This is a genomic window from Xanthomonas cannabis pv. cannabis (assembly GCF_000802365.1).
Taxonomy (GTDB): domain Bacteria; phylum Pseudomonadota; class Gammaproteobacteria; order Xanthomonadales; family Xanthomonadaceae; genus Xanthomonas; species Xanthomonas cannabis.
In genome coordinates, this window is the sequence record NZ_JSZE01000135.1 from 1 (window position 1) to 14401 (window position 14401).

Genomic DNA, 14401 nt, shown 5'->3' on the forward strand with positions numbered 1-14401 from the left:
GCGTTATTCGCTGTGGTCGGCGGTTGGTTTCCCGATTGCACTGGCAATCGGCTTTGAGCGTTTCGAGCAGCTGCTGGAAGGCGCCGCGCAGTTCGATGCACATGTGCTCAACACGCCGCTGGAAGAAAACGTCGCGGTACTGCACGGGCTGACCGCGGTGTGGAATCGCAACCTGCTTGGTAGCGCCACGCACGCAGTCATGACCTACGACCAGCGCCTGGCGCTGCTGCCGGCGTATCTGCAGCAGCTGGTGATGGAGAGCCTGGGCAAGCGGGTCAAGCTCGACGGCTCGGCGGTGGAGAGCGACACCGTGGCGGTGTGGTGGGGCGGTGCGGGCACCGATGTGCAGCACAGCTTCTTCCAGGCGCTGCACCAGGGCACCAGCGTGGTGCCGGCCGATTTCATCGGCACCGTGCACAACGACGACCCGTATGCGGAAAACCATGTCGCGCTGATGGCCAACGTGCTGGCGCAGACCGAGGCGCTGGCCAATGGCCAGGACAGCAGCGACTCGCACCGCAGCTACCCGGGCGGCCGCCCGAGCACGGTGATCCTGCTCGACGCGCTCACCCCGCAGGCGCTGGGCGCGCTGATCTCGATGTACGAGCACAGCGTGTACGTGCAGTCGGTAATGTGGGGCATCAACGCGTTCGACCAGTTCGGCGTGGAGTTGGGCAAGCAGCTGGCGAGCCAGTTGCTGCCGGCGCTGAAGGGCGAAGTGGCCGAGGTGGCCGACCCGGTGACGCGCGAGCTGCTGGGCAAGCTGCGCGGCTGAGCCGGTCGCACATGGGTAGCGTCGGACAACGGGGCCTGTAGGCCCCGTTTCGTTTCAGGAGGTCCTGCCAGGTGGTAAGTTTGGACAAAATGGGCAAATTTCCCAAAATGGGGAGTTGGGAGTAGGCTGAGGCCAACACAGCGCGCAGGACCGTCCCATGTCTCGCTTCCAGGATCTGCCCGAACTCGAAAAATCGCCCGCCGCCGACATCAAGGTGAAGGGTTGGCCCAGCCTGATGCGCAAGGTGCGCTCGCATGGCGCGGTGGTCATCACCAACCATAATCATCCCGAGGCGGTGGTGGTGGACGCGGAGGAATATCGCCGGCTGGTCAGCCAGGCAGGCGCAGCGACGGTTGCCTCGGCGCGGGCGCAGTCGCTGCAGGCATTGCAGACCAGGTTCGATGCGCATCTGGCGGTGGTGACCGAGGGCGCAGGCCTGGCCCAGGTGGTCGCCAAGCCCGCACGCCGGGGCAGCAAGATCACCCTGGGGGCGTCGCTCTAGATCGTGGGAAACATTCTGGTGCTGGCCGGCGTCAACGGTGCCGGCAAGAGTTCGCTGCTGGGCAGCCTGCTGCGGGAAGACGGTGCCACCTGGTTCAACCCGGATGCGTTCACCCGGGACCTGGTGGAGCAGGGCTGGTCACCCGAAGACGCCAATGCGCAAGCCTGGCAGGAGGGCGTGCGGCGCCTGCGTCAGGCGATGGATGCCGGTCATGACTATGCATTCGAAACCACCCTGGGCGCGACGACCATCCCGCGCCTGCTGCGGCAGGCCTGCGCGACGCACACGGTGGCGATCTGGTTCTGCGGTTTGGCGAGTGTCGAGCTGCATATCGCGCGTGTGGCGGCGCGCGTGGCCGCCGGCGGGCATGCCATCCCCACGCACAAGATCCGCGAACGTTACGATGCCTCGCGCGCCAACCTGATCGCGCTGCTGCCGCATCTGGCGGTACTGCATGTCTACGACAACAGTTCGCCTGCCGACGCGACCGGGCAGGTCGCGCCGCTGCTGGTGCTGGAACTGGGCCGCAATGGCCTGCAATACCCGCAAACGCCCGAAGAACTGGCGCAAGTGCCCGATTGGGCCAAGCCCATCGTGATGGCGGCATTGGAGTTGCGGCAGTCCTGAGCTGCGCGCTCATGTACTTGAGGCCTGATCCGCTGCTCACCGACGCGGCCAGACATCCATCGACCTCACCCGTAGGAGCGCACCCGGGCGCGACAGGCCATACCGATGAAGCTCCTCGCGCCCAGATGCGCTCCTACCGGCATTGCGACCCTCATTGCGATCCTACCGGCATTGCGACAGCAGCGAGAAAGCCACGCTGCCCGTGTCGGCTGTAGCGTCATGCAACGCTGCAAACTGGAATGGCGGCGCTTAGGCCTTGCCCAGCTTCACCGCCACCGGGTCGCCGGTGAGATAGCCCACCGCGGCGCCGAAGCGATTTTTGTAGTTGGCGCGGATCAGCGGGTCCAGCACCGGCTTGACGGTGTCGTGCAGCGGGCTTTCCCAATCGCCGGGGTGCTGGAAATTGCTCATCACGTAGGTCCAACCGTGGATCTCGTCGACCGCGTGCAGACCGGTCGATTCCGCACCCGCCGGCACCGACAGCACCCGCGTCAGCGCGCCGCTGTCCACGTTGTAGGCCCACAGGAAATTGTTGACGTGCAGGCTGCTGTCTTCGCCGATGAACAGGGTACGCAGCGACTCGGAGAACTTGAGGTTGTCCGGGTTGGCCAGGCGTTCCGGGTCGGCCAGGTTGCCTAGCGCATCGGGCCTGTCCAGATTGTGGCCGGTGAGGGCGGCCGGGGCGGCCATGTCGATCGGCACCCAGTCGCTATGGATCGGGGCGCCGTGACTGTCGCGTTGGCCGCCGCGCAGGTTTAGGGCATACACCGCCCCGGCTTCCGGACCCTGTACTTTTACATCTCCCGAGCCGTTGAGCATGCTGGTGACGATGTAGGACATGGCCATGTAGGCGACCTTGTCCTTGGCATTGACCGTAGTGCCTTCGAGCTTGGTGAAGCCCAGGCTGCCGCCGGCCAGCGCTGCGTAGCGGTGGGTTTCCAGATAGGCGGCGGCCTTTTCCATGCCCGGCTTGATGCGGATCCAGTTGAAGGTGCCGTTGAACGGGATCTTGGTGAACGAGGCATCGCCCGGATCGCTCAGGTGCACGTCCAGGATGTCGGCGGCGGTGAGGCGGTCGGCCATGGCCTGGATTTCTGCACTGGTGGCATGGCCAAGCTTGATCCAGCGCAGCGTGGCCGCGCCCGGGCCGATGCCCGAGGTCTGCTGCCACTTGCCGACGTACAAGGTGCCGGCCGACAGGTCGGCCTTGCGATCGGCAATGAACATGAAAAGACCGCCATTGGTGGCGTCGTCGCCCATCAGCACGGTGCGCTGGTCGGGCATCACCTGCACCAGTTCGTGCGAGATGCGGCCCAGGCAATAGTGCTTGCGCACGCTCCCGGTTCCGTCCGGGTGCACGGTGATCTCGGGCAGATGGCCGTAGTGATACGGGTTGGCCTTTTCCGGGTCGCCATACAGATGCGTGCTGTAGCTGCGGAACTGGGTATTGCCGGCCAGCGCGGTGGCGTCGGGTTCGTACTCTTCGCTGGACAGATGGGTATTCCACGGCGATAGGCTGGCCCCGCAGGTGGTCCACAGCCCGTGCACCGGCGCGGTGTCGACATTGTGGTACTTCACCAGCGACAGCTTGCCGGTGGCCGGGTCCTGGTCCAGCGTCAGTACGGCGATTGGCGCGGGCAGGTGGCGGTTGGTGTCGTTGCCGGCCTGGTCGCGGGTCGTGTATTCGAACTGCACCACCGCGAAGACGTGGTTGCCCTTGACGCCTGGGACCTTGGCATTGGGCAGGGTCAGCAGCGAGGAGCCGTCCGGGCAATCAGAGAAGAACGGCCGCTCGGCACCGGGTTTGGAGCGGTCGATGATCGGGCGATGCTGGATGTCGTAGTAACCGCCGGCCAGCACGGTGCCGCCCTTGCCGTCGGGCACCTGATCGCCGGTGACGAAGAACGGGTGATACGCCAATGCGTAGCGCTGCGTGCTGCCGTCGCTGCGCGCCACGGTGAGTGCCGAGCCGACCGTGGTGGTGGCCATCGCCCCCGGGTTGGCCAGGCTGGGCGCGGGCATGCCATGGAAGGTGGCCGAGACCAGACGGGTCGGGGTGTCCGATGGCCGCAACGCGCGCGCGGCCAGTGCGGCGCTGCCAAGTTGCTGGAACGCGGCGGCGCTGACATTGCCGAGCGGCAACAGGGGAACGGCCGCCAGCAATTGCATGAGGCGACGGCGGGAGGGATCGGGGGAGGCGGACATCGAAACTCCAGGCAAAGGCAACGATCAACGATGGCGATGGCACATCGGCAAGCCGGTCACGCTAGGCCGGTGGTATGACAGTTGTTTGACGGCGAGCTCACCCGTTGGCGTGCGTTCGGACGTGCATGTACAAGCGAACGCTGCAGCAGGGTACGTACAGTCCGGGGCTGCGCACTGCCCGGGCCTGCGGGTGGTGCATTGCAGCAAAGTGCGCCTGCCCGCAATGCCAGGCGCGGCAGCGGATATGGCAGTTTTCCGTGGTTTCACAGGTGCTGCCGGTATTCCAAGGCTATAGCCCCGGTCAATAAGTTGGCCGTCATTTGGCATACGGGCGCGCGTTGTTGACAGGGTAGGGGAATCACGCAAGCGTACGCCGCCTAATGGCCTGCGGCGCAACGCATCGCCGTGGGAGAACCACCCTGGAGACTCGAATCTTGGACATGCTGCTTCGCCGTACCGCCGCGCCTGTCGCGCGGCGTGCCCTCTCTCTGGCAACCGCTGCGGCGGTGCTGATGCTGGCCGCCTGCCAAGGCAAGGACACCACCGCCGAGGCGAGCAAGGCCGCGCCGGCCGCAGCACCGGCCGAGGCGTCCACTGCCATCCATCCGGACCAGTGGCCCTCGCCGAAGTGGCCGTTCGCGCAGGACGCGGCGCTGGAGCAGCGCATCACCGACGTGATGGCCAAGATGAGCGTGGAAGAAAAGGTCGCCCAGACCGTCCAGGGCGACATCGCCAGCCTGACCCCGGACGATGTGCGCAAGTACCGCATCGGCTCGGTGCTGGCCGGCGGCAATTCCGATCCCGGCGGCAAGTACAACGCCAGCCCGGCCGAATGGCTGAAGCTGGCCGACGCGTTCTATGAAGCGTCGATGGACACCTCCAAGGGCGGCAACGCGATTCCGATCATCTTCGGCATCGATGCGGTGCACGGCCAGAGCAACATCGTCGGCGCCACCCTGTTTCCGCACAACATCGGCCTGGGTGCCACGCGCAACCCTGACCTGATCAAGAAGATTGGCGAAGTCACCGCTGCCGAAACCCGCGTCACCGGCATGGAGTGGACCTTCGCGCCTACCGTGGCAGTGCCGCAGGACGACCGTTGGGGCCGCAGCTACGAAGGCTATTCCGAGTCACCGGATGTGGTGGCCAGCTTCGCCGGCAAGATGGTCGAAGGCGTGCAGGGCACCCCGGGCACGCCGCAGTTCCTGGACGGCAGCCACGTGATTTCCTCGGTGAAGCACTTCGTCGGCGACGGCGGCACCACCGACGGCAAGGACCAGGGCGACACCAAGGTGTCCGAAGCCACCATGCGCGACATCCACGCCGCCGGGTATCCGCCGGCGATTGCGGCCGGTGCGCAGACGGTGATGGCCTCGTTCAACAGCTTCAACGGCGAGAAGATGCACGGCAACAAGGTCATGCTGACCGACGTGCTGAAGGGCCGCATGAACTTCGGCGGCTTCGTGGTCGGCGACTGGAATGGCCAGGGCCAGGTCAAGGGCTGCACCAACGACAACTGCCCGGCCTCGTTCATTGCCGGCGTCGACATGGCGATGGCCGCAGATAGCTGGAAGGGTATCTACGAAACCGAACTGGCAGCAGTGAAGTCCGGCCAGATCTCGGCCGAGCGCCTGGACGATGCGGTGCGCCGCATCCTGCGCGTCAAGCTGCGTCTGGGCCTGTTCGAGGCCGGCAAGCCGTCCAAGCGTCCGCTCGGTGGCAAGTACGAATTGCTGGGCGCACCGGAACACCGCGCCATCGCCCGCCAGGCGGTGCGCGAGTCGCTGGTGCTGCTGAAGAACCAGGCCGGCATCCTGCCGCTGGATCCGAAAAAGCGCGTGCTGGTGCTGGGCGATGGTGCCAACGACATGGGCAAGCAGTCCGGTGGCTGGACGCTGAACTGGCAGGGCACCGGCACCAAGCGCAGCGACTACCCCAACGGCAACACCATCTGGGAAGGCCTGGACAAGCAGATCAAGGCGGCCGGCGGCAGCGCCGAGCTGGCCGTGGACGGCGCCTACAAGACCAAGCCCGACGTGGCGGTGGTGGTGTTCGGTGAAAACCCGTACGCCGAGTTCCAGGGCGATATCGCCACCCTGCTGTACAAGCCGGGCGACGAGAGCGAGCTGGCGCTGATCAAGAAGCTCAAGGCCGAAGGCATCCCAGTGGTGGCGGTGTTCCTGAGCGGCCGTCCGCTGTGGATGAACCAGTACATCAATGCCTCCGACGCGTTCGTGGCTGCGTGGTTGCCGGGTTCGGAAGGCGAAGGCATTGCCGATGTGTTGCTGCGCAAGGCAGATGGCAGCGTGCAGAACGACTTCAAGGGCAAGCTCAGCTTCTCCTGGCCCAAGAACGCGATGCAGTTCGCCAACAACGTGGGCCAGAAGGACTACGACCCGCAGTTCAAGTTCGGCTTCGGCCTGAACTATGCCGACAAGGGTGACCTGGCGGCGCTGCCGGAAGAATCGGGCGTGTCCGGCGAGCAGTCGGTGGGCGGGGTGTACTTCGTGCGCGGCAAGCCGGCACTGGGGATTGCCATGCAGCTATCCAATGCGGGCCAGGCCAACATGCCGGCGACCACGCTGCCGGTGGGTTTGTCCGATGGCAGCCTGAAGATGAGCGCGGTCGATCACAAGGCGCAGGAAGATGCTCGCCGCCTGGTGTGGTCCGGTGACAAGGCCGCCAGCGTGCTGCTGGTGTCCGGCAAGCCGGTGGATGTGTCGCGTGAGAGCAACGGCGACGTGCAACTGCAGCTGACCGTGCGCCGCGACAGTGCCGTGACCGCACCGGTGTGGCTGGGCGTGGGCTGCGGCGACAAGTGCAGTGGCCGGGTCGATGCACAGAAGACCCTGGCCGCACTGCCGCAGGGCCAGTGGAAGGTGGTGGGGATTCCGCTCAAGTGCTTCGCCGTGGCCGGTGCCGACGTGACCAAGCTGACCCAGGTGGCCAGCATCGAAAGCGCTGCGGCACTGAACCTGTCGGTGTCCAGGGTGGCGTTGGGCGCGCTCAACGAAGCCGAAGCCACGGTGGACTGCCCGGTCAAGTAATGCGCATGCCTGGCGGCAGGCCGCCGGGCATGACGTGACGCAAGCAAACAAGCGCGTTGCCGCCATCGGCAACGCATTACAGCGGCCACCGATCGCGGTGGTGTCATCAGCCGCCGCGGGGGCGGTGTTGTCGATCGGCCGGGATGGCCTGCAGCTGCGGTTCGCCGCGCTGCCATCGTGCACCCGGTGCGCGGCGGTGGCTTTCTGCAGTCCTGCCCGACCGTCGGCGCACACCCCAGAGCCAGACAGGAGAGTGCAGTGGGTTTGGCGACGTTGGATATCGTGATTGTGCTGGTCTACCTGACCGGCATCTTCGTACTTGCGCAGTGGGTCTCACGCGAGAAGGCAGGCCACAGCAAGAGCGCCGAGGATTACTTCCTGGCCAGCAAGTCGTTGCCGTGGTGGGCGATCGGCGCATCGCTGATTGCCGCGAACATTTCGGCCGAGCAGATCATCGGCATGGCCGGTTCGGGCTATGCCATTGGTCTTGCGATTGCCTCCTACGAATGGATGGCGGCACTGACGCTGCTGATCGTGGGCAAGTTCTTCCTGCCGATCTTCCTGCGCAACGGCATCTACACCATGCCGCAGTTCCTGGAGCAGCGTTACGGCAAGTGGATCCGTACGTTGATGGCGGTGTTCTGGCTGCTGTTGTACGTGTTCGTCAATCTCACCTCGATCCTGTGGCTCGGGTCGATTGCAGTGAGCCAGGTCACCGGCATGGACCAGACCCTGGCGCTGGCGCTGATCGGCGTGTTCGCGCTGGTCTATCAGCTGTACGGCGGTCTCAAAGCTGTCGCGCTGACCGACATCGTGCAGGTCACGCTGCTGGTGCTGGGCGGCCTGCTGGTGGCCGGGCTGACCCTGGCGCGGATCGGCGATGGCGCCGGCGTGCTGGCGGGCTTCAAGCATCTGTGGAGCGCGCACCCGGAGCACTTCCACATGATCCTGACCAAGGACAACCCGTTCTACAAGGATCTGCCCGGCTTGAGCGTGCTGCTGGGCGGGCTGTGGATCATGAACATCAGCTACTGGGGCTTCAACCAGTACATCATCCAGCGCGCGCTGGCGGCCAAGAACATCGGCGAGGCGCAGAAGGGCATGGTGTTTGCGGCGTTCTTGAAGTTGCTGATGCCGTTGGTGATCGTGGTGCCGGGCATTGCCGCGGTGGTGCTGGCGCCGGACCTGGCCAAGCCCGACCAGGCCTATCCGACCATGATGCAGTTGCTGCCGACCGGTATTTTGGGGTTGGTGTTCGCGGCGCTGGTGGCGGCGATCGTGGCCTCGCTGGCCTCCAAGATCAATTCGGTGGCGACGATCTTCACCCTGGATTTCTACGCCAAGTTCCGCCCCCACACCGAGCAGAAGCAGCTGGTGCGCGTGGGCCGCATCGTGGCGGCGGTGTCGGTGTTGATCGGCATCCTCACCGCGCGGCCGTTGCTGGGCAACTTCGACCAGGGCTTTCAGTTCATCCAGGAATTCACCGGCTTCTTTACGCCCGGCGTGGTGGTGATCTTCATGCTCGGCCTGTTCTGGAAGCGCGCCAACGAAGCCGGCGCGCTGACCGCGGCGATCGGCTCGGTGGTGCTGTCGTTCGCGCTCAAGTTCGCCTGGCCGGAGCTGCCGTTCATGGACCGCATCGGCGTGGTGTTCCTGGCCGCGCTGGTGCTGGCGGTCCTGGTGTCGTTGATGACGCCGGCCACCCAGGCACGCGATCTGATCCGCACCGACGATGTGGCCTATGGCACCACGCTGGGCTTCAAGGTCGGCGCCGCCGGCGTGATCGCGATCCTGGTCGTGCTGTACGCGGTGTTCTGGTAAGCAGCAGTTGCAGGAATGGCTGACGCCGCGTGCGTCAGCCACTCACTCCGTCTACGCAGTGCGGCGCGGCATCTCGGTGTCGCGCCGCACTGCGTTTGAGCGTTGCAGTGAAGCGGGCGGTCGCCTCAGCTCCCACCGATTCCCGATTCCCGCCAACGACATCGTCATTGTCGATGGCCGTGCCTCAGACCCGCGCTGCAGCCAGGCTGGCCGCGAGCAGATCCACCGGTGCCGCGAGCGGTTCGTGCCACGGGGTCTGCAGCCAGGTTTCCAGCGCGGCGGCCGGCATCGGCTTGGCGATCCAGTAGCCCTGGCCTTCGTCGCAGCCCCAGGCGCGCAGCTGCGCGTAGGCCTCGGCCGACTCAATGCCTTCTGCCACCACGCGCTGGCCCAGGCTGTGGCCGAGCTGGATCATTGCCGGCACCAGCGTGCGGTCGGTACGGTTGTCGGGCAGCGAGCGGATGAACGACTGATCGATCTTCAACGAGCTTGCCGGCAACTGCTTGAGATAGCTGAAATTGCTGTAGCCGGTGCCGAAGTCGTCGATGGCAATGTGCACGCCCAACGCGGCCACCGCCGCCAGCTCCTCGGCCAGGTGGTCGGGGTGGCGGATCATCGCGCTTTCGGTGAATTCGATCTCCAGCCGGCGCGGGTCCAGCTTGTGGCGTTCCAGGCCGCGCCGCAACAGGCCGGCAAACCCGCGGCGGTCCAGGTCGGCCGCCGACACGTTCAGGGCGAGATTGAAATCCAGCCCCTGCTGCTGCCAGCGCGCAGCCTGGGCGATGCCGTTGTCGATGACCCACGCAGTGATGCGGTTGATCAGGGCGGTCTTCTCGGCCATCGGCACGAAGTCCGACGGCAACACCGGGCCGATCATCGGGTGCTGCCAGCGCAGCAGGGCCTCCACCGCCACGCAGCGGTGGTCGTGCAGGTCCACGCGTGGCTGGTAGTGCAGGCGCAGCTGGCTGGCGCTGTCCAGTGCGGCGGGCAGGGCGGCAAGCAGGCGGAAGGTATTGCGTTGCGCCACGTCATGCTTGCGCTCGTACATGCTCCACGCCAACCCGCGCTCGCGCGAGACGTCCACAGCGGTGGTGAGCGAGCGGATGGTATCGGCGGCGCCGTAGCTGGTCTGCAGCGATACCGCGCCGATTGAGGCCACCGCGGTATGCGGGATGCCCTGATGATCCAGCGGTTCGGCAAAGGCCTTGGAGACCTTGTTGCACAGGCTGGACAGCCGCTGGTTCTCGGTGGGTGTCATGAACCCGAAGGTGGTCGGGTCCAGCCGGTACAGCAGGGTGCCGCTGGGCAGGTAGGCGGCCAGGCGACGCTGTGCCAGCGCGACATAGCCATCGGCGTAGTCCCAGCCCAGCGCCTTGACCATGTCGCGAAAATAATCGCTGCCACACACATCGATGGCCACCGCGGTGGTGGCCGGTGCTGTGTCGCGCTGCGACAGCCAGGCGTCCAGGTCTTCGCTGAAACGCGAACGGTTCGGCAAGCCGGTGGCGCCATCGCGGTAGGTGGTGCTGCGCAGGTTTTCCACCCGCAGTACGGCCAGGTCGCGCAGACCTTCCAGACGGGTCAATGCCTCCGCATCCAGGCCATCGCGCGGGCTGGTGCCGATCACGCACAGCGTGCCGATGCTGTGGCCTTCGCGCAATTTCAGTGGTGCACCGGCGTAGAAGCGGATATACGGCGGGCCCAGTACCAGCGGGTTGTCGCAAAAGCGCGGGTCCAGCTGCGCATCCGGTACCACCATCACCTCGTCGGAGCGGATCGCGTGGGCGCAGAACGCCTGGTCGCGCGGGGTCTCCGACGCATCCAGGCCGACGCGTGCCTTGAACCACTGGCGATGTTCGTCCACCAGCGACACCAGCGCGATTTCCGCACCCAGGCTGCGCGAGGCCATCGCGGCAATGGTCTCGAATACCGGGTCCGGCGGCGAATCCAGCAGGCAGAGACCGCGCAAGACGGCCAGACGGGTGGTTTCGTCGGTCATGGAGGACGGCAGGGAGTTGGGGGCGGGCGAGGGTTGCATGTGCCTCTATCGGCCCGGGCCACCAGCTCTTGACGTGTGCGCACCGGCTTATTCAGCTGGTAGCAGCGCTGTGGCGTGCTGCGGCGCAAGGCGTGGCACGTGTGTGGCCCCGGCACGGGCCCGCACGCTGACGCTGGTTTCGCATTGCAGCACCCTAGTGCGCAGCGCGGCGGGCCACGTGCGCGGGATCGCGCAAGGCTGGATGCGCCTTGCAGAAGATAACGGCAACTGCCGGAAACGCACGGAAGTTAACGTTACCAGCGGCCGGCGTCGCGGTCTGCGCGCTCGGTCCGCATCTGCGGTTTTTGTCGGTTCTGTGACCTGGACGCCGATTGCGCATGCCCGCGGTGGGCACGGTGGCCGCACGTGGGCCGGGCATGCGACAGCGTGCCGAGGCGTCCACGGCGCCCACCTTGGAGCGACCATGAAGATCTTCACTCGTCTGGCGCAGCGCGCCCTGCTGCTGGTGGCCGGCCTTGCGCTGGCGTCCGCCGCACATGCTGGTTTATCCGTGTCCGGGACGCAGTTGCGGGAGAGCAACGGCAATGCGCTGGTCCTGCGCGGCATCAACCTGCCACATGCCTGGTTTGCCGACCGTACCGATGCGGCGCTGGCGCAGATTGCCGCCACCGGCGCCAATAGCGTGCGCGTGGTGCTGAGCAGCGGGTATCGCTGGAACCGCACGCCCGAAGCAGAGGTGGCGCGCATCATCGCGCGCTGCAAGAGCCTGGGCCTGATCGCCGTGCTGGAAGTGCACGACACCACCGGTTACGGCGAGGACGGCGCCGCCGGGACCCTGGCTGACGCGGCCAACTACTGGACCAGCATCCGTGGCGCACTGGTGGGACAGGAGAACTACGTCATCATCAATGTCGGCAACGAGCCGTACGGCAACCGCCTCAGTGCCAGCGAGTGGGTCAACGGCCATGCCCGTGCGATCGCCACCTTGCGCAACGCCGGTTTGACCCACGCGCTGATGGTGGACGCGCCCAACTGGGGCCAGGACTGGCAGTTCTACATGCGCGACAACGCGGCTGCGTTACTGGCGCTCGACAGCCGTCGCAACCTGGTCTTCAGCGTGCACATGTACGAAGTGTTCGGCAACGATGCCACGCTGGATGCGTACCTGCGTGCATTCCAGAGCAACCGCCTGGCGCTGGTGGTGGGCGAATTCGGTGCCGACCATCGCGGCGCGCAGGTGGACGAGGCGGCCATCATGCGGCGCGCGCGCCAGTACAACGTGGGCTACATGGGCTGGTCGTGGTCGGGCAACGACAGCAGCACCCAGTCGCTGGATATCGTGCTTGGCTGGGACCCGACGCGTCTGAGCAGCTGGGGCCGCACATTGATTGAAGGCTCCGACGGCATCCGTGCCACCTCGCGCCGGGCCAGCGTGTTTGCTGCCCGACAGCGTTGACGTAGTGGGGAGGCTGACAGGCCGTGCGTGCGGCCCGGGCGCGATCAGCGCCCGGGTTCGCGCAATGGACCCGGGCTGGGGCGCTTGGTCAGCTTGCGCTGCAGCGAGCGCCGATGCATGCCGAGCAGGCGTGCGGCCGCCGAGACGTTGCCATCGGTCTCGTGCAGGGCCTGCTGGATGTGCTCCCACTGCAGGCGGCTGAGCGGGGTCATCATTTCCTGCGCGGTTTCCTCTTCGTCCGGCTCGGGAAGCTCGTCATCTTCTTCGCCCAGCGCCCGCATGATGGTGGGGATATTGGCCGGCTTGGGCAGGTAGTCGTCGGCGCCGAGTTTGATCGCTTCCACCGCGGTGGCGATGCTGGCATAGCCGGTGACCAGCAGGATGCGCATGTCGGCGCGGATCTCGCGCAGCGGCTGGATCAGGCTCAGGCCGGAATCGTGACCGAGCTTGAGATCGATCAAGGCGAAATCCGGCAGGGCGCTACGCGCGGTGGACAGCGCGCTGGCCGCGTCGGTGGCGGTCAGCGTTTCCACCCCGCGCCGCGCCAGGCTGCGTTGCAGCGTGCGCAGGTACAAGGTGTCGTCGTCGACCAGCAGGCCGGTGCGGATGGGAGTGCTTGTCATGCGAGTGCCTCGTGTTCGGAGAGCGGCAGACGGAAACCGACGCGGGCGCCGCTGCCTTCGGCGGGCAGCATCCACAATTCGCCCTGCAGGCGTTCGACGGTGGCATGCGACAGCGCCAGGCCCACGCCCATGCCGTCGTGTTTGCCGCTGTTGAACAAGGTGCCCGGCAACATGGCCTGCGCGGTGTCGAAGCCGGGGCCGTAATCGCGCACTTCGCCGCTGAGATGGTCGTGCTCCACGCGCAAGGTAAGGTCGATCTGCGGGCGCCCGGCCCGTTCGCCGGCATCGGCGGCGTTATTGAGCAGCACCATCAGCAGGTGGCTGACGCCCGGCTGCAGCATCAGCCGCATCGGTGCGTCGTCGTTGCGGCGCAGCTCGATGGTGGGGCGCACCAGCCGCCATTGCTCCAGCACGTCCTTGACTGCCACTTCGCGGCTCAGGTGGCCGTTGTCGGCCGGCGCGGCCAGGGCCAGCACGCGCTCGTGGCACTGCACCAGCAGCTCGCGCAAGGTGTCCAGGTCTTCGCGCAGTTCGGCCTGGTCGCACTGGTCGGCAATGTCGTCCACCAGCAGGGTCATCGTCGCCAATGGCGTATTCAATTCATGCGCCACCGAGGCCGCATGCGTGGCCAGCGCGACGATGCCTTCATTACGGGCGAAGCGCTCGCGCAGGGTGGAGATCTCGCGCTCGCGTTCGCGCATGGACAACGCCAGCCGGGTGGCGAAGGCCAGCACCACCACCGTGGAGAGCAGGAAGTTGGCCGCCATGCCCCACATGTGCAGGCTGAGCGGGTCGAAGCTGCCGTAGGGCAGCGGCAGCCCGAACGCCGCGCTGATCACGTAGCCGGCCACGCACGACGCCGCCACCGCCATCGCCCAGCCCAGCGGCAGCGCCAACGCGGCCAGCGCGATCAGCACCAGGAACAGCGAGCCGAACGGATTGGCGATGCCGCCGCTCCAGCCCACCATCCAGGTCAGCACTGTCACATCGACCAGGATGTGGCCGAATTCGGTGGCCGGGCTCACGGCGCCACGGTGGGCCACACGCAGCTGGGCGTACAGGTTGAACACCGCCAGTGCGGCGACGCCGGCCCACAGTGGCTGTTGCGGCAGGTTCAAGCCCATCAGGCCGGTGGCGACCAGGATGGTGGCGGCCTGGCCGGCGGTGGCGAGCCAGCGCAGGCTGCACAGGGTCCGCAGGAAGGAGGCGTCGGAGCTGTTCATCACGCAATGCTATGCGCTCAGGGGAACGGTGGCCTGCGACAAACCGTCGCATCGGTGCCGACGGCGGCCCGCGGGTCGCTTCAGCTGTGAGCCGACGGCGGACAGGCTAAAATAGTGCGATGC

The 14401-nt window shown here is 66.4% G+C and carries 10 protein-coding genes; 6 read left to right on the forward strand and 4 right to left on the reverse strand.

All coding sequences use genetic code 11. From position 1 onward, the window contains the following. The 3 genes from OZ10_RS17970 to OZ10_RS17980 all read left to right on the forward strand — a co-directional run. Positions 1-775 (forward strand): glucose-6-phosphate isomerase (locus OZ10_RS17970; protein WP_039566330.1); only part of this gene is annotated, 775 nt, incomplete at its 5' end. Positions 776-932: 157 nt separating this feature from the next. After that, positions 933-1277: a type II toxin-antitoxin system prevent-host-death family antitoxin gene (locus OZ10_RS17975; RefSeq protein ID WP_039414591.1), complete on the forward strand. Its 345-nt coding sequence runs from the start codon at positions 933-935 to the stop codon at positions 1275-1277. A 3-nt stretch (positions 1278-1280) separates the two neighbouring features. Beyond that, on the forward strand, positions 1281-1904 hold the full coding sequence (locus OZ10_RS17980; RefSeq protein WP_039566333.1) for an ATPase: 624 nt from the start codon (positions 1281-1283) through the stop codon (positions 1902-1904). A gap of 249 nt (positions 1905-2153) precedes the next feature. Here the strand turns inward: OZ10_RS17980 and OZ10_RS17985 are convergent, their stop codons facing one another. Further along, a complete protein-coding gene (locus tag OZ10_RS17985) occupies positions 2154-4109 on the reverse strand; it encodes a PhoX family protein (protein WP_039566335.1) in 1956 nt (651 codons plus the stop codon). Positions 4110-4543: 434 nt separating this feature from the next. Here OZ10_RS17985 and OZ10_RS17990 point away from each other — a divergent pair, with 434 nt between their 5' ends. Together OZ10_RS17990 and OZ10_RS17995 are read left to right on the forward strand one after the other, a co-directional pair. Beyond that, positions 4544-7156, forward strand: a complete 2613-nt coding sequence (locus tag OZ10_RS17990; RefSeq protein WP_039566337.1) for a glycoside hydrolase family 3 protein — start codon at positions 4544-4546, stop codon at positions 7154-7156. A gap of 258 nt (positions 7157-7414) precedes the next feature. After that, complete coding sequence (locus OZ10_RS17995) at positions 7415-8977, forward strand: sodium/sugar symporter (protein WP_039566338.1); 1563 nt, start codon at positions 7415-7417, stop codon at positions 8975-8977. 184 nt (positions 8978-9161) lie between these two features. Here the strand turns inward: OZ10_RS17995 and OZ10_RS18000 are convergent, their stop codons facing one another. After that, a complete protein-coding gene (locus OZ10_RS18000; RefSeq protein WP_039566339.1) occupies positions 9162-11015 on the reverse strand; it encodes a putative bifunctional diguanylate cyclase/phosphodiesterase in 1854 nt (617 codons plus the stop codon). A 424-nt stretch (positions 11016-11439) separates the two neighbouring features. Between OZ10_RS18000 and OZ10_RS18005 the strand changes: the two genes are divergently transcribed. After that, on the forward strand, positions 11440-12432 hold the full coding sequence (locus OZ10_RS18005; protein WP_039566340.1) for a glycoside hydrolase family 5 protein: 993 nt from the start codon (positions 11440-11442) through the stop codon (positions 12430-12432). A 44-nt stretch (positions 12433-12476) separates the two neighbouring features. Here the strand turns inward: OZ10_RS18005 and OZ10_RS18010 are convergent, their stop codons facing one another. Together OZ10_RS18010 and OZ10_RS18015 are read right to left on the reverse strand one after the other, a co-directional pair. Next, positions 12477-13055: a response regulator transcription factor gene (locus tag OZ10_RS18010; protein ID WP_039566341.1), complete on the reverse strand. Its 579-nt coding sequence runs from the start codon at positions 13053-13055 to the stop codon at positions 12477-12479. Continuing rightward, a complete protein-coding gene (locus OZ10_RS18015) occupies positions 13052-14278 on the reverse strand; it encodes an ATP-binding protein (protein ID WP_039415018.1) in 1227 nt (408 codons plus the stop codon). The genes OZ10_RS18010 and OZ10_RS18015 overlap by 4 nt, the downstream gene beginning before the upstream one ends. Positions 14279-14401: the final 123 nt, after the last annotated feature.